This window comes from Sphingomonas sanguinis NBRC 13937 (genome assembly GCF_001591005.1).
GTDB lineage: Bacteria > Pseudomonadota > Alphaproteobacteria > Sphingomonadales > Sphingomonadaceae > Sphingomonas > Sphingomonas sanguinis.
In genome coordinates this window covers 1-14,776 of the sequence record NZ_BCTY01000006.1, presented here as the reverse complement: position 1 = coordinate 14,776, position 14,776 = coordinate 1, and the positions used below count along the sequence as shown (strand labels likewise).

Sequence of the window (14,776 nt, the reverse complement as noted above, 5' to 3'; positions counted from 1 at the left end):
AGCACCTAGACGGCGGGGCTTTCAAAACCGTAACCGGGACGGGAATGACCGATAGCCTTGCCCTTCGCCGCCAATTTCCCGTTGGTGCGACCCTGTCGCGCTGGCAGGCCCCTGATGGCTGGGACCATCGGCGCTTCGACTGGCGGGCGGAAGCACCGGTCGGGCGGCTGCTGTTCCAGACCGGTCGCGCCGATGTGATCGAGAAATATCTGGAGGTCTTCGCCCATCTGGTCGCGCAGCGGTGGAGCGTCACCGCCTTCGACTGGCGCGGGCAGGGGGGATCGGGGCGGCTGCTCCGCGATCCGCATGTCGGGCATGGCGGCAACTTCTCCGGTCTGGTCGAGGATCTGCGGGCCTTTTGGCGCGAATGGCGGGCCGAGGAGCCGGGCGATGGCGTGCCGCACGTCCTGATCGGCCATTCGATGGGCGGCCATCTGGCCCTGCGCGCGGCGGTGGAGGGGGCAGTCGATCCCGACGCGCTCGTCCTGATCGCGCCGATGCTCGGCCTCAACCTGCCCACGGGTGCGCTGCTGGGCGCCGGGATCATCCGCCTGATGACGATGCTGGGGCGGAGCGAACGTGCCATCTGGGAGGCCAAGGAGGGGCCCGGCCTCCACACCCGCCAGCGCAACCTGACCCATGATGTCGAGCGGTTTGAGGACGAAGGCTATTGGTATGCCCGCCATCCCGAACTGGCGCTGGGGCCGCCGAGCTGGGGCTGGCTCGACTCGGCGATGCGCTCGACCCGCGCGCTGCTCCGCGACCCGCGACTGGACGGGCTGCGCATACCGACCCTGATGCTGGTCGCCGAAGCCGATCGGCTGGTCGATCCGCGTGTTGCGCTGTCGGTCGCCGCGCGGATCGGCGCGCGGGTGGAGCGGTTCGGGCCCGAGGCGGCACATGAGTTGCTGCGCGAGGTGGACCCGGTGCGCCTGCGCGCGCTGGCGGCGATCGACGGCTTTCTGGGCTCGGTGGCGGCGTGATCCACGACGTCGCGATCATCGGAGCAGGCATGGCGGGTGCGAGCCTGGCCGCTGCCATCGGCCCGCGCGCGCGGGTCGTGCTGATCGAGGCGGAGGACATGCCCGGCCGTCACGCGACCGGACGCTCGGCGGCCTTCTGGTCGGAGACCTATGGCGGCCCCGCGGTCCAGCCGCTGACCACCGCCTCGGGCCCGACCTTGCGGGCGGGGGGGTATCTGACGCCGCTCGGCTCGCTCCATATCGGCCGCGCCGAAGACTCGGGGCGGGTCGAGCAGCTGCTGCGTGATTTCGCCGATACCGGCGTGGACCTCTCGCGCGTCGATCCGGCGCAGCGTGTTCCGGGCCTGCGCCCCGAATGGGTGCATGGCGTGTGGGAGCCGAGCTGCGCCTATATCGATGTCGCCGCGCTCCATGCCGATTATCTGGCGGCGGCTCGGACGGCCGGAGCGACGGTGATGACCGACGCCGCCCTTTTGTCGGCGGTGCGCCATGCCGGGCTCTGGCATCTGGACACGCGCGCCGGACCGGTTGAGGCGCAGGTGCTGGTCAACGCGGCGGGGGCCTGGGCCGACCAGGTAGCGGCACTGGCGGGCGTCGCGCCGATCGGCATCACGCCCTATCGCCGGACCATGGTGCAACTCCGCACCGATCCCCCCGCGCCGGAGGGATTGCCGCATGTCGTCGATGTGGCAGGCGGCTTTTACTTCAAGCCCGAGACGGGGGGAAAGCTCTGGCTGACCCCGCATGACGAGACGCCGAGCGTGCCGTGCGACATCGCGCCCGAGGAATGGGACGTCGCGGTCGCCATCGATCGGCTGGAAAAGACGGTCGACTGGCGGGTCGAGGCGGTCGAGCGCCGCTGGGCGGGCCTGCGCAGCTTCGCCTCCGACCGCGCGCCGGTCTATGGTTATGACGTAAAAGTGCCTGGATTCTTCTGGTGCGCCGGCCAGGGCGGCTTCGGCATCCAGACCGCACCTGCCGCCTCCGCCATGGCGGCGGCGTTGCTGCTGGGCGAGGGGAATATGCCCGGCGGGGTAGATGCCGAACGCTATGGCGTGGGGCGATTTTCTGTTAAGGAATGATCGCCCTTTTCGAGGAGAGATCATCATGGCCCACAGCTTTGCGATCGAGAAGAACAAGGCGGGCGAGTATGTCGCCAAATTTCGCTACAACAGCGAACTCATCTGGTGGACCGAAGGCTATTCCAGCAAGGCCGGAGCCCGCAACGCCATCGAGTCGGTCCTGAAAAACGGCCCGAATGCGCCGATCCACGAACCGGAATAGGGCTTTCCCCTACACATTGCTGGAGATTTGATCTCTGGTCGTGAGGTTCATTTTTAGGGCCGCCAACGCCGAAGCGTCGACGGCCCACGACTATGTCAAACACGCCACGGGAAGGCAGGCTCTCGCCCGCCCCCCGCTTGTTTAGCCTCGACGCCAGCGCTGGTTGCCCGGGTTCCTCCACCACAGCTCATCCACAGTCTGGATCACTTGGTGATCCGAGATATCGATGATGCCGATGTTGGCGGCCAGAAGCGTGCCTGCCTTATGGCGGGCCCAGATAGTGTTAAGTTTAGTTTCGTCTAACATCTTTTTGTCGGGGACCAGGGTGTTTGTGTGAGGATTTTGTCCTGTCCCACATCCATGTAAGGCGAGGCGTAGGTGCCTGTCACTATCTTTAATCATTACGCTGCACGGTAACGGATGTAGGCGAGGTAATGTCGTGGGTTCGCTATTTCTTCTTTGAAAGTCAGCTCGACATTCTTTCGACTATCTCCGAAACGTCTCCGCCGCGTCGCTGGCCAGCTTGTCGGCGCGTTCGTTGTCGGGGTGGCCGGCATGGCCCTTCACCCATTTCCATTCGATCTGGTGGCGCTCGGCCGCTGCGAGCAGGGCCTGCCAGAGCTCGGCGTTCTTGACCGGCTTCTTGTCCGCCGTGCGCCAGCCATTGCGCTTCCAGCCGTGAATCCACTTGGTCAGGCCGTCCATCACGTACCGGCTGTCGGTGGACAGCGTGACGGCGCAGGGACGCTTGAGGGCGTTCAGCGCCTCGATCGCGGCCATCAGCTCCATGCGGTTGTTGGTCGTCAGCGCCTCGCCGCCGGACAACTCCTTCTCATGCGCGCCCGACCGGATCAGCGCGCCCCAGCCGCCGGGGCCAGGATTGCCCTTGCAGGCGCCGTCGGTGGCGATCTCGACCGGGGTCACAGGCCCGCCTTTCCGTTGCGATAGGCGATGTAGCGCCGCCAATAGGCGAGCGGGTCCTTGCGCGTCACCAGCGCATCGGCGGGGGTGTTGAGCCAGTCCCACGCCCGCGACAGAGCGAAACGCAGGCATGCCCCCATTGCCAGCTTCGCGAATGCCGCGCGCTCTACGTCGGTCAGCGGGAAGTGGCGCTGATAGCCCTCGACCAGCGCCTCGCCGATCTCGGGGGCGTACACTTCACCGCTGGCGTCGAAGCTCCAGGCCGAATGCATGATGGCGAGGTCGTAGACGCGGAAGTCGGTGCAGGCGAAATAGAAGTCGATCAGCCCCGTCACCCGGTCGCCGAGAACCAGCACATTGTCGGGAAACAGGTCGGCATGGATGACGCAGGTATCCAGTGGCTGTTCGTCCCAGCCATCCAGCACGGCGTCCAGCGCCTCGCCCATCGCGTCATGCAGGCCGGGCTCGATCCGGTCGAGGTCACGCCCGCATTGCGTGAACAGGGGGCGCCAGCTGGCATGGCCCATCGAATTGGCGCGGTTCTGTGGGAAGGCCGTGACCGCGCGGTGCATCGCCCCCATCGCGTCCGCCGCCGCCAACGCCTGCGCCGGGGTCGGGTGCGAGAGCGACACGCCGGTCAGGAACTGGATCAGGCAAGCGGGGCGGCCCGCCAGCTCCTGAATTTCCACGCCATCGCGGTCCTTGATCGCAGGGGGCACGGGCAGGCCCTTGCCTGCCAGATGGTCGAGCAGCGCGAGGAAAAAGGGCAGGTCGCCCGCCGCCACGCGCTTTTCGTACAGCGTCAGGATGAACCGCGCGGTCGTGGTGTCGACTAGATAGTTGCTGTTCTCGACGCCCTCGGCGATCCCCTTGGCGGAGATCAGGTCGCCCACGTCATAGCGTGCCAGAAACGCCGACAGCGCCTCGGCCGAAACCTGCGTATAGACGGCCATGGTTCAGGCGGCCGTTTCCAGCCCGCGGGGCAGCTTGAAGGCAATGGTCTCGCGCGTCGTCTCTTCCTCGCGCTCGCTCACGGTGAAGCGTTCCGACAGGCGATCGACCAGTTCACGCACCAGCAGTTCGGGCGCGGAGGCCCCGGCAGTCAGGCCCAGCGTCGTCACGCCGTCCAAGAACGCCCAGTCGAGATCGGCGGCACGCTGGATCAGCATCGCGCGCTTGCCCGCCCGCTCGGCCACTTCGACCAGACGCAGCGAGTTGGAGGAATTGGGCGCACCGATCACCAGCACCGCATCGCACTCGGCGGCGATCGCCTTGACGGCGGCCTGACGGTTGGAGGTAGCGTAGCAGATATCCTCGCCGCGCGGCCCCTGGATCGTCGGGAAGCGGCGCTGCAACGCCTCGATCGTCGCGGCGGTGTCGTCAACCGACAAGGTGGTCTGGGTCAGGAAGGCGAGATTGTCGGGATCGGCAGGCGCGAACGCCTCGACATCCGCGACCGTCTCGACCAGCGACATCGACCCCTGCGGCACCTGGCCGAAAGTGCCGATGACCTCCGGGTGCCCGGCATGGCCGATGAAGACGATGTGGCGGCCCATCTCGACTAGCCGTTCGGCCTGGCGATGCACCTTCGACACCAGCGGGCATGTCGCATCGAAATAGGCGAGGCCCCGATTCTCGGCGTCCGCGGGCACCGACTTCGGCACCCCGTGCGCGGAGAAGACGACATGCGCATTGGCGGGCACTTCGTCCAGTTCCTCGACGAAGATCGCGCCCTTGGCCTTCAGGCTGTCGACGACGAACTTGTTATGGACGATCTCGTGCCGGACATAGACCGGGCGCCCATGCTTTTCGAGCGCCAGCTCGACGATGCGGATGGCGCGGTCGACACCGGCGCAGAAGCCGCGCGGGGCGGCGATCAACAGGTCGAGCGGCGGCTTCATGGCATCGGTCATGGATGTGGCTCTACGCCATTGCTTGCGCGCGTCCAACCCGGTTCCTATGCTGGCGGCCAAACCGGCATCCTGCTTCGGCATCCAGAATAGGCGTTTCGACCTGTGAAAGCACCGCTCCTCGTATCCATTGCCCTTGCGCTTGTTCTCGGCGGCTGCGCCCGCACCGGTGAGATCGACGCCTCGGGCGGGATCACCGCCGTCCGTTCGGCCTGTCCGATCGTGGGCGTCGCGGCGGGGACGGGTGACATCACGCTGTTCAAGACGCCCGGCGCCACCGACGAGGGTTCGATCGACGTCGTGGCTAACCTGACCAATGTGCGCGGCACCTGCGCCGATGCGGGGTCGGATATCGTGACGAACGTGACCTTTACCGTCGAGGCGCGGCGGACCGACACGGCGGCGGCGCGCGATCTGGTTCTGCCCTATTATATCGCGATCGTGCGCGGCGGAACCAATGTGGTCGCCAAGCGCGTCGGCCGCGTCAACGTGCATTTCGACGCAGGCCAGGCACGCGGCCAGGTGGCGGGCGAGGCCTCGACCACCATATCGCGGGCGGCGGCGACCCTGCCCGACGATGTGCGCGAAAAGCTGACCCGTCGCCGCAAGGCCGGGGACGAGGATGCGGCGGTCGATCCGCTGACCACCCCCGAAGTGCGCCAGGCGGTGGCCAGCGCCAGCTTCGAGGCGCTGGTCGGGTTCCAGCTGACCGATGCGCAGCTGAAGTATAACGCGACTCGGTAATTTCGGTGCGCCCCGGCGGAGGCCGGGGCCCAGTTGCTGTAAGGCTTGTAGCGCGCGGAACATCGCGTGGGAGGCTCCGGCGCGCCCCTGACATTTGCCTACTACGGGATGTTCCGCACGTCTGGGACCAAGTGGCGCCTGGGCCTCCGCCTTCGCCGGGGAACGAAGAAGGGCGTCGATCTCGCATCCCTCTTGCCCCACTATCCACAATATTGATCGTACGCGCCGCCGTTCCCGATTGACTTGGCACCACCCGCCCGGCAGAGGGCGCGGCGTCGATGTCGGACATCTCCGACATAGGCGCGCGCGGGAGAGCGCCGGGTTCGCCTTTCAGGTGACGAAAACCCGGCCGCCGAAGGAGCAACCCCCCCGGAATCTCTCAGGCAAATGGGACCGCGCGATCGCCATCGACACTCTGGAAAGCGCGCCTCGGCCTCATGCCGTCGCGCCACCGAAGGGGTAAGCCGGAATTTCCGGCGAAAGCTCTCAGGTTCCGTGACAGAGGGGGATTGGATCGGTTAAGGACATTTGCGTCCCTAGCCGACACCCTTTTGACGGAGACCGGCCCCGTGAGCGACGCAACCGACCTGAATGTAGAAGACGCCCCCGAGGGTCAGGAGATCATCCAGACGCTGCCGCTGGACGCCTGGCACCGCGCGCGCGGCGGGCGGATGGTCCCGTTCGCGGGCTATGAGATGCCGGTCCAGTATGAAGGCATCATGGCCGAGCATCTGTGGACCCGCGAGTCGGCCGGGCTGTTCGACGTCAGCCATATGGGCCAGTTGGTCTTCACCGGCGACACTGGTCTGGCCCCGGTCATCACCGCGCTGGAAAAGGTCCTGCCGGGCGATATCGCTGGGCTCGGCTCCGCCAAGAACCGCTATTCGCTGCTGCTGAACGAAGAGGGCGGCATCCTCGACGACCTGATGGTGACGAAGCGCACCCTCGATGGCGCGGAAGAGCTGTACATGGTCGTCAACGGCGCGACCAAATATGACGACATCGCCTATCTGCTCGACTTCATCCCCGACGATGCGACGTTGAACCTGCTCGACGAGCAGGCGCTGCTGGCGCTCCAGGGCCCGAAGGCGGTCGATGCGCTGTCGCGGATCGTGCCGGGCGTCGAGAACCTCGTGTTCATGACCGCCGCCGACTTCGTGTGGAACGAGGAGCCGCTGTGGATCAGCCGCTCGGGCTATACCGGCGAGGACGGTTACGAAATCTCGATTCCCGCCGAGCACGCCGCCGCCTTCGCCGACGTGCTTTGCGAGCAGGCGGAAGTGAAGCCGATCGGCCTGGGCGCGCGCGACTCGCTGCGTCTGGAGGCGGGTCTGCCGCTCTACGGCCATGACCTCGACCCCGAGACGACGCCGGTGATGGCCGATCTGGGCTTCGCGCTCGCCAAGAAGCGCCGCGAGGCGGCCGACTTCCTGGGGGCCGGGCGCATCCTCGCCGAGCGTGAGAATGGCCCCGCCGTCAAGCGCGTCGGCCTGACCGTCGCGGGCCGCCAGCCGGTGCGCGAGGGCGCGTCGGTGGTCGCCGAGGACGGATCGGTCATCGGCCGTGTCACCAGCGGCGGCTTCGCCCCCTCGATGGGCGCGCCGATCGCCATGGCCTATGTGCCGACCGATCTGGCTGCCCCCGGCACCACCGTCAAACTGCTTCAGCGCGGCAAGACCCATGACGCCACCGTCACGGCCATGCCGTTCGTCCCCCATCGTTACGTTCGTTCAGGAGCCAATTGACCATGAGCCGCTATTTCACCGAAGATCATGAGTGGATCGACGTCGACGGTGATGTCGGCACGGTCGGCATCTCCGATTATGCGCAAGGAGCCCTGGGCGACATCGTGTTCGTCGACGTCCCCGAGGAAGGTCGCGAGCTGTCCAAGGGCGACGAGGCCGCCGTGGTGGAGTCGGTCAAGGCCGCGTCGGACGTCTATGCGCCGGTGTCGGGCACCGTGATCGAGGGCAATGCCCAACTGGCCGACGAGCCGGCGCTGGTGAACAGCGATCCGGAAGGCGAGGGCTGGTTCTTCAAGATCACGCTGTCGGACGCGTCTGAGCTGGACGGCCTCATGGACGAAGCCGCCTACGCCGCGTTCGTCGCGAAGCTCTAAACTATTTTCTCCCCTCCCGCAGGCGGGAGGGGCTGGGGGAGGGGTCTCGCTCTCCCCCGGACCATCAGGCTTGTTGAAGCCGACTGCCCTCCCCCGACCCCTCCCGCCTGCGGGAGGGGAGAAGAAGGGGATGGGCGATGACCCCTCGATCCGCGAGGTTTTCGGGGTGAGGGGCGGAGAAATGGAACGCATGCGCTACCTGCCCCTTACCTCTTCCGACCGGGCCGAGATGCTCTCGGTCATCGGCGCGGGATCGGTCGACGACCTGTTCGTCGACGTGCCCGAATCCGCCCGCCTGTCCGGCCCCATCGAGGGACTGCCCAACCACGCCTCCGAACTGGCGGTCGAGCGGCACATGACCGCGCTCGCCCGCAAGAACACCGTGGCGGGCGACGTGCCCTTCTTCCTGGGCTGCGGCGCGTACCGCCATCATGTCCCCGCCAGCGTCGATCACCTGATCCAGCGCGGCGAGTTCCTGACCGCCTATACGCCCTATCAGCCGGAAATCGCGCAGGGCACGTTGCAGATGCTGTTCGAGTTCCAGACGCAGGTCGCGCGTCTGCTCGGCACCGATGTCGCCAACGCCTCCATGTATGACGGCTCGACCGCCTGCTGGGAAGCGATCGGCATGGCGCGGCGCATCACCAAGAAGTCCAAGGCGATCCTGTCGTCGGGCCTGCACCCGCACTACGTTTCGGTCGCCAAGACCATGGCGAAGTACACCGGCGACACGCTGGAGACCGGCACGCTCGTCCTGACCGCCGAGACCGATATCGACCAGATGATCGCGGCGATCGACGGTGACACCTCGTGCGTCGTCGTCCAGTATCCGGACATTCTCGGCCGCATTGCCGACCTGACCCCGCTGGCCGAGGCCTGCCACGCCAAGAAGGCGCTGCTGATCGCCGTCGTGACCGAGCCGGTCGCGCTGGGTGCGATCCGTTCGCCGGGCGAGATGGATGCCGACATCGTCGTCGGCGAAGGCCAGTCGCTGGGCGTCGGGCTTCAGTTCGGTGGGCCTTACGTGGGCCTGATGGGCTGCAAGGATAAGTATATCCGCCAGATGCCCGGCCGCTTCTGTGGCGAGACGGTGGACGCGGACGGCAAGCGTGGCTTCGTGCTGACGCTGTCGACCCGCGAGCAGCATATCCGCCGCGAAAAGGCGACGTCGAACATCTGCACCAACTCCGGTCTGTGCGCACTCGCCTTCTCGATCCACATGACGCTGCTGGGCGAGGCGGGTCTGCGCCGGATGGCGGGGATCAACCACGCCAACGCCAGCCGCGCGGCGGACCGTCTGGCCAAGGTGCCCGGCGTCAAGCTGGTCAACGACGTGTTCTTCAACGAGTTCACGCTGGACCTGGGCCGTGAGGCGCGTCCGATCGTGCGGACGCTCGCCGAGCGCGGCGTGCTGGCGGGCGTGTCGCTCGGCCGGCTCTATCCGGGCGAGGACGCGCTCGCGAACGGACTGGTGGTGGCGGTCACCGAAACGGTGACGGCGGAGGATATCGAGACGCTTGCCCAAGCGCTTGAGGAGGTGCTGGCATGACGATCAACCAGAGCGGCTGGAAGCCCACGAGCCCCGAGGCCAAGGACGGCGAGGTCAGCGCGACCTTCACCGGCAACCGCGCGCTGATGCTGGAAGAAAAGCTGATCTTCGAGATCGGCGATGCCGAGACGACCGGCGTCGACTTCGCCGAGGGCGATGTCGCGGGTTCGCGTCTGGGCGACCTTAGCCGCAAGGCCCCGATCGGCCTGCCCGGCCTGTCGGAGCCGGAGACGGTCCGCCACTATACCCGTCTGTCGCGCCAGAATTACGCGATCGACCTCGGCCTCTTCCCGCTCGGTTCGTGCACGATGAAGCACAATCCGCGCCTGAACGAGAAGATGGCCCGCCTGCCGGGGTTCAGCGACGTTCACCCGCTCCAGCCCGTCGACACGGTGCAGGGCGCGCTGGAGGTCATTCACCAGCTGGCGCACTGGCTGGTCACGCTGACCGGCATGACCTCGGTCGCGATGAGCCCCAAGGCGGGCGCGCATGGCGAGCTGTGCGGGATTCTCGCGATCAAGGCGGCGCTGGAAAAGCGGGGCGAGGGCCATCGCAAGGTCATCCTGGTGCCGGAGTCGGCGCACGGGACCAATCCGGCGACGGCAGCGTTCGCGGGCTTCTCGGTCGAGGATATTCCCGCGACCGCCGACGGCCGTGTCGACACGGACGCGCTCAAGGCGCGGCTGGGGCCGGACGTGGCGGGGGTGATGATCACCAACCCCAACACCTGCGGCCTGTTCGAGCGCGACCTGAAGGACATTTCCGACGCGGTCCATGCCGCTGGCGGATACGTCTATTGCGACGGCGCGAACTTCAACGCCATCGTCGGACGCGTGCGTCCGGGTGACCTGGGCGTCGATGCGATGCACATCAACCTGCATAAGACCTTCTCGACCCCGCATGGCGGCGGCGGGCCGGGTTCGGGGCCGGTGGTGTTCTCGGAGGCGCTGACGCCGTTCGCACCGCTCCCCTTCGTCGAGAAGACGGGTGAGGGCTTCCGGCTGGTCGAGGAGGAAAATGCCGACGACCATCACGCCGACAGCTTCGGTCGCATGGTCGCCTTCCATGGCCAGATGGGCATGTTCACCCGCGCGCTGACCTATATCCTCAGCCACGGCGCGGACGGGCTGCGCCAGGTCGCCGAGGATGCGGTGCTCAACGCGAACTATGTCCTGCGCTCGCTGGAGAACACGCTCGACGCGCCGTTCGCCAAGAGCGGGCCGTGCATGCACGAAGCGATCTTCTCGGACGAAGGCTTGGCCGAGGGTTTCTCGACGATCGACGTCGCCAAGGCGCTGATCGACGAGGGTTTCCACCCGATGACCATGTATTTCCCGCTGGTCGTCCACGGTGCGATGCTGGTCGAGCCGACCGAAACCGAGTCGAAGGCGGCGCTCGATCAGTTCATCGGTGCGCTGGCATCGGTGGCGGAGCGGGCCAAGGCGGGCGACGCGTCGCTCAAGACCGCGCCGCACTTCGCGCCGCGGGCGCGCCTCGACGAGACGCTGGCCGCGCGCAAGCCCGTGCTGGTGTGGAAGGACAAGGCAGCCTGATCGGCTGATCACACCCTCACCCTTCCGGCGCTTCGCGCCTCCCTCCCTCTCCCATCGGGAGAGGGAAGGGGCCCGCCCGCGATAGCGGGTGGGAAGGGTGAGGGCGGCTTGCCGATCAAAGCGCGGTGAACAGGCAGATCCCACCCAGGATCACGCCCGGTGCATTGGCGAACACGATCGGCCAGTCGCGCTTCTGTCGCAAAAACCCATAGGCCACCCAGAGCGAACAGTTCACCATCGTCGCCAGTGGTTGAATCACCGAACCCTTCTGTCCCGCCAGATTGAGCTGAATCTGGTCGATATAGGACAGGTACATCGCCACCGCCGTGGCCGTCGCGATCCAGCCGAGCAGCATCAGTTTCCGTTCACTCACGATATCGAAATCTCCTTGAATGGTCGTGAAATCGATTGAAGTCGGTCCGTTCAACGCACAAGCCCAACGGGATGGTCCGCGCCGGGAAGGGGACGAAGATGCGCTTTGACAGGGATCAGGCCGACACGCTGGACGCGATCCTACGCTGGCGGCGGGATGTCCGGCATTTCCTCGACCGCCCGGTCGACGAGGCGTTGCTGGCGCGTCTGGCCGAGACGATGGCACTGGCTCCCTCGGTCGGCAATGCCCGGCCGTGGCGGGTGATCCGGGTCGAGGACGCCGCCCTGCGCGCCGCCGTCCGCGCCGATTTCCGACGCTGTGACGAAGAGGCGGCGGCGGATTATGCCGATGACCAAGCGGCCGCATACCGCGCGTTGAAGCTCGCCGGGCTGGACATCGCGCCGGTGCAACTGGCCGTTTTCACCCATATCGATCCGGCCGAAGGGCACGGCTTGGGCCGCCGCACGATGCCCGAGACGCTGCGCCAGTCGACCGCGATGGCGATCCATACCCTGTGGCTGGCGGCGCGGGCGGCCAATCTGGGGATGGGGATGGTATCGATCCTAGACCCGGGCGCTATGGAGCGCCTGTTTGCCGTGCCGCAGGACTGGGCCTTCACGGCCTATCTGTGTCTGGGCCATGCCGAATGGGATGACGACACGCCGCTGCTCCACCGGGCGGGCTGGCAGGAAAATGTGCCGACGAGGTGGGAGGCGCGGTAAGCAGCATGTCCTCTGTACCTGGGCGGATCAGTCCTCCGGTGCAGTGGTCAGCGTCTGTTGCTTGCCCAGCTTCTGCTCGCGCCACACGATGAACAGCCCGCTGGCGATGATGATCGGCGCGCCCAGCCAGGTGCTGGCCGCGGGCAATACGCCGAAGATCAGCCAGCCATAGAGCGTCGCCCAGATCAGCCCGGAATAGTCCATCGGCACCACCGCCGCGACCGGCGCCAGCCGCGAGGCCCCGGTCAGTGCGATCTGGCCGAAACCGCCGACCAGCCCGATCGACATCAGGATGCCCCAGGTCAGCGGATCGTGCGGCTGGATGTGGAAACTATAGGGGATGGCGATGAAGGGCAGGGTCAGCGTCGTGAAATAGAAGACCGTCGTCCCCGCCGGCTCCTCACGCAACTGGCGCAGCAGGATCGCGACGACCGCCACAAAAAGCGCGGCCAACAGACCCACCGCCGCGCCGGCAAGCGACATGTCATTGGCCCCCGGCCTGACCACGATCAGTACCCCCGCAAAGCCGATCAGCACCGCGCTCCACCGCTGGATGCCCGTCCGCTCGCGCAGCACCAGCGCGCCGAGCAGCGTCGCGAAGATCGGCACGGTGAACTGGAACGTCGTCGCCTCGGCCAGTGGCAGCAGCAGGACCGCGCCGAAGGTGAAGACCATGCCCACCAGCCCGACCATCGAGCGCGCCAGATGCCCCTTGAACCGGGTGGTGCGCAGCGAACCCAGCCCTGGCCCCGCCAACACGAAGCCCAGCACCACCGGCAGCGCGCACGCCTGTCGCCAGAACATGGTTTCGAACAGCGTCGCCCCGCGCGACTCCGCCAGCTTGATGAGCGCCGACATGGTCGACAGAAAGAAGATGGCGATCAGGCGCAGGCCGATGCCTTTGAGCACGCGGTCGCCGGTCATGAGGCCGTTCCTAACGATTGCGGCGGTGCAGCGAAACCCCGAACGCGCGGCCCCTTGGCGAGACCGGGTCTTTGCCGCTATCGGGCAGGCATGAAGCACGCTCTGTCCGTCACCCGCGACGCGGATTTCTCCGCCTGGTATCAGTCCGTCATCGCCGAGGGCGATCTGGCCGAGGAATCGGGCGTCCGCGGCTGCATGGTCATCCGCCCCTGGGGTTATGGCATCTGGGAGCGCATCCAGCGCCTGCTAGACGATCGCATCAAGGCGACCGGCCATGAGAATTGCTATTTCCCGCTCTTCATCCCGCTCAGCTATTTTGAAAAGGAAGCCGAGCATGTCGACGGCTTCGCCAAGGAAATGGCGGTCGTCACGCATCACCGGCTGATCGCGGATGGCAAGGGCGGTCTGGTCCCCGATCCCGAGGCCAAGCTGGAAGAGCCTCTGGTCGTGCGCCCGACGTCGGAGACGGTGATCGGCGCCGCCTTTGCCCGCTGGGTGCAGTCGTGGCGCGACCTGCCGGTGCTGATCAACCAATGGGCGAACGTCGTCCGCTGGGAAATGCGCACCCGCATGTTCCTGCGCACCGCCGAATTCCTGTGGCAGGAAGGGCATACCGCCCATGCCACGGTCGACGAGGCGCGCGCCGAGACGCTCCAGATGCTGGAAGTCTATCGCAGCTTTGCCGAGGACTGCCTCGCCATGCACGTCATCGCGGGCGAGAAGCCGGAGAATGAGCGTTTCCCCGGCGCGGTCGAAACCTATTCGATCGAGGCGATGATGCAGGACGGCAAGGCGCTGCAGGCCGGGACCAGCCACTTCCTGGGCGACAATTTCGCGCGCGCCCAGAATATCCGCTTCCAGAACGCCGAGGGCGGACTGGACTTCGCGCAGACGACCAGCTGGGGCGTGTCGACCCGGATGATCGGCGGCATGATCATGGTGCACGGCGACGATGACGGCATGCGCGTGCCGCCCAAGGTCGCGCCGTGGCAGGTGGTGATCGTGCCGATGCTACGCGACCAGCCCGAAGACGAGGCGCTGCTGGCCTATTGCCGCGACCTGCAAAAGGAACTGGTCGGTCAGTCCGCGCTGGGCGAGCCGATCCGTGCGATGGTCGATGCCCGCGCGCAAAAGGCCGCCAACAAGCGCTGGGGCTGGGTCAAGAAGGGCGCGCCGGTCATCATCGAGGTCGGCGGTCGCGACATGGCGGGCGGCAATGTCTCGGTCATCCGCCGCGACCGGCTGTACCGTGAGGACGGTAAGCTCGACTCGGTCGTCCAGCCGCGTGGGGACTTCGTGTCGGGTGTCGAGGCGCTGCTGGCCGACATCCAGGCCGAACTCCACCGCCAGTCGGCCGAGCGGCTCAAGGCGCAGATCGTGCCGGTGAACGACTGGGCGGGCGTCGAGGCGCATTTCGCGGACGGCGTAAAGAACCCCGGCTGGGTCGATGTCCGCTGGGCCAAGCCCACGGGGGCTGAACTGGAGCAGGTGGTCGAAAAGCTGAAGGGGCTGAAGCTGACCATCCGCAACGCGCCGATGGGCCAGACGGGGTGCGACGACGGCCCCTGCATCTTCACCGGCCGCGAGGCGGTGGAGCGCGTGCTGATCGGCCGGGCGTATTGATTTTGGCCCGCCCCATCTAGGCTGGGCACGCCCCTCCCGCAGGCGGGAGGGGATGGGGGAGGGAAGGCCGC

At 66.8% G+C, this 14,776-nt stretch carries 15 protein-coding genes and 1 riboswitch; of the genes, 10 read left to right on the top strand and 5 right to left on the bottom strand.

Annotation, left to right across the window (positions count from 1 at the left end):
- The first annotated feature begins 44 nt into the window (after positions 1-44).
- Genes SSA01S_RS04850 through SSA01S_RS19025 form a run of 3 tightly spaced genes read left to right on the top strand, consistent with a single transcriptional unit; the run spans position 45 to position 2,267 of the window.
- Positions 45-983 carry an alpha/beta fold hydrolase gene (locus SSA01S_RS04850; protein WP_061779470.1) on the top strand — a complete coding sequence of 313 codons (939 nt, stop codon included), beginning with the start codon at positions 45-47 and terminating at the stop codon, positions 981-983.
- Positions 980-2,065 carry an NAD(P)/FAD-dependent oxidoreductase gene (locus SSA01S_RS04845; RefSeq protein WP_061779469.1) on the top strand — a complete coding sequence of 362 codons (1,086 nt, stop codon included), beginning with the start codon at positions 980-982 and terminating at the stop codon, positions 2,063-2,065. The genes SSA01S_RS04850 and SSA01S_RS04845 overlap by 4 nt, the downstream gene beginning before the upstream one ends.
- Before the next feature lie 25 nt (positions 2,066-2,090).
- A complete protein-coding gene (locus SSA01S_RS19025) occupies positions 2,091-2,267 on the top strand; it encodes a YegP family protein (RefSeq protein ID WP_082670129.1) in 177 nt (58 codons plus the stop codon).
- 486 nt (positions 2,268-2,753) lie between these two features.
- Here SSA01S_RS19025 and rnhA read toward each other — a convergent pair whose 3' ends face one another.
- Genes rnhA through ispH form a run of 3 tightly spaced genes read right to left on the bottom strand, consistent with a single transcriptional unit; the run spans position 2,754 to position 5,101 of the window.
- Positions 2,754-3,191, bottom strand: a complete 438-nt coding sequence (rnhA, locus tag SSA01S_RS04840; RefSeq protein ID WP_061779468.1) for a ribonuclease HI — start codon at positions 3,189-3,191, stop codon at positions 2,754-2,756.
- Positions 3,188-4,141: a homoserine kinase gene (thrB, locus tag SSA01S_RS04835; protein WP_061779467.1), complete on the bottom strand. Its 954-nt coding sequence runs from the start codon at positions 4,139-4,141 to the stop codon at positions 3,188-3,190. Before thrB ends, rnhA begins: the two co-directional genes overlap by 4 nt.
- A gap of 3 nt (positions 4,142-4,144) precedes the next feature.
- Entirely contained in the window at positions 4,145-5,101 is a 957-nt protein-coding gene (ispH, locus tag SSA01S_RS04830) for a 4-hydroxy-3-methylbut-2-enyl diphosphate reductase (RefSeq protein ID WP_061779466.1), read from the bottom strand.
- Positions 5,102-5,203: 102 nt separating this feature from the next.
- Between ispH and SSA01S_RS04825 the strand changes: the two genes are divergently transcribed.
- The 5 genes from SSA01S_RS04825 (at position 5,204) to gcvPB (ending at position 11,063) form a co-directional block, all read left to right on the top strand.
- Positions 5,204-5,842, top strand: a complete 639-nt coding sequence (locus SSA01S_RS04825; protein ID WP_174521621.1) for a hypothetical protein — start codon at positions 5,204-5,206, stop codon at positions 5,840-5,842.
- A 297-nt stretch (positions 5,843-6,139) separates the two neighbouring features.
- A riboswitch (glycine riboswitch) is annotated at positions 6,140-6,248 on the top strand.
- Positions 6,249-6,411: 163 nt separating this feature from the next.
- Entirely contained in the window at positions 6,412-7,587 is a 1,176-nt protein-coding gene (gene gcvT / locus SSA01S_RS04820) for a glycine cleavage system aminomethyltransferase GcvT (RefSeq protein WP_082794940.1), read from the top strand.
- A 2-nt stretch (positions 7,588-7,589) separates the two neighbouring features.
- Positions 7,590-7,961 carry a glycine cleavage system protein GcvH gene (gene gcvH / locus SSA01S_RS04815; RefSeq protein ID WP_058734627.1) on the top strand — a complete coding sequence of 124 codons (372 nt, stop codon included), beginning with the start codon at positions 7,590-7,592 and terminating at the stop codon, positions 7,959-7,961.
- 190 nt (positions 7,962-8,151) lie between these two features.
- Positions 8,152-9,510, top strand: coding sequence for an aminomethyl-transferring glycine dehydrogenase subunit GcvPA (gcvPA, locus tag SSA01S_RS04810; RefSeq protein ID WP_061779539.1), 1,359 nt, complete (start codon positions 8,152-8,154; stop codon positions 9,508-9,510).
- Entirely contained in the window at positions 9,507-11,063 is a 1,557-nt protein-coding gene (gene gcvPB, locus SSA01S_RS04805) for an aminomethyl-transferring glycine dehydrogenase subunit GcvPB (RefSeq protein ID WP_061779465.1), read from the top strand. The genes gcvPA and gcvPB overlap by 4 nt, the downstream gene beginning before the upstream one ends.
- A gap of 115 nt (positions 11,064-11,178) precedes the next feature.
- Here the strand turns inward: gcvPB and SSA01S_RS04800 are convergent, their stop codons facing one another.
- Positions 11,179-11,436 carry a SemiSWEET family transporter gene (locus SSA01S_RS04800; RefSeq protein ID WP_217996048.1) on the bottom strand — a complete coding sequence of 86 codons (258 nt, stop codon included), beginning with the start codon at positions 11,434-11,436 and terminating at the stop codon, positions 11,179-11,181.
- A gap of 98 nt (positions 11,437-11,534) precedes the next feature.
- On the opposite strand from SSA01S_RS04800, the gene bluB reads away from it, so the two are divergent.
- A complete protein-coding gene (gene bluB / locus SSA01S_RS04795) occupies positions 11,535-12,158 on the top strand; it encodes a 5,6-dimethylbenzimidazole synthase (RefSeq protein WP_061779537.1) in 624 nt (207 codons plus the stop codon).
- 27 nt (positions 12,159-12,185) lie between these two features.
- Here bluB and SSA01S_RS04790 read toward each other — a convergent pair whose 3' ends face one another.
- Positions 12,186-13,082 (bottom strand): DMT family transporter, encoded by an 897-nt coding sequence (locus SSA01S_RS04790; protein ID WP_061779464.1) that lies wholly within the window; start codon positions 13,080-13,082, stop codon positions 12,186-12,188.
- A gap of 90 nt (positions 13,083-13,172) precedes the next feature.
- On the opposite strand from SSA01S_RS04790, the gene proS reads away from it, so the two are divergent.
- Positions 13,173-14,705 (top strand): proline--tRNA ligase, encoded by a 1,533-nt coding sequence (proS, locus tag SSA01S_RS04785; RefSeq protein WP_061779463.1) that lies wholly within the window; start codon positions 13,173-13,175, stop codon positions 14,703-14,705.
- Positions 14,706-14,776 lie beyond the last annotated feature (71 nt).

Bases quoted from the DNA above. Each gene is read 5' to 3' on its own strand.
- SSA01S_RS19025 (WP_082670129.1), top strand. From the start codon at position 2,091: ATGGCCCACAGCTTTGCGATCGAGAAGAACAAGGCGGGCGAGTATGTC.
- SSA01S_RS04790 (WP_061779464.1), bottom strand. From the start codon at position 13,082: ATGACCGGCGACCGCGTGCTCAAAGGCATCGGCCTGCGCCTGATCGCC.
- bluB (WP_061779537.1), top strand. From the start codon at position 11,535: ATGCGCTTTGACAGGGATCAGGCCGACACGCTGGACGCGATCCTACGC.
- SSA01S_RS04850 (WP_061779470.1), top strand. From the start codon at position 45: ATGACCGATAGCCTTGCCCTTCGCCGCCAATTTCCCGTTGGTGCGACC.
- gcvPB (WP_061779465.1), top strand. From the start codon at position 9,507: ATGACGATCAACCAGAGCGGCTGGAAGCCCACGAGCCCCGAGGCCAAG.
- gcvH (WP_058734627.1), top strand. From the start codon at position 7,590: ATGAGCCGCTATTTCACCGAAGATCATGAGTGGATCGACGTCGACGGT.
- gcvPA (WP_061779539.1), top strand. From the start codon at position 8,152: ATGCGCTACCTGCCCCTTACCTCTTCCGACCGGGCCGAGATGCTCTCG.
- thrB (WP_061779467.1), bottom strand. From the start codon at position 4,141: ATGGCCGTCTATACGCAGGTTTCGGCCGAGGCGCTGTCGGCGTTTCTG.
- proS (WP_061779463.1), top strand. From the start codon at position 13,173: ATGAAGCACGCTCTGTCCGTCACCCGCGACGCGGATTTCTCCGCCTGG.
- ispH (WP_061779466.1), bottom strand. From the start codon at position 5,101: ATGACCGATGCCATGAAGCCGCCGCTCGACCTGTTGATCGCCGCCCCG.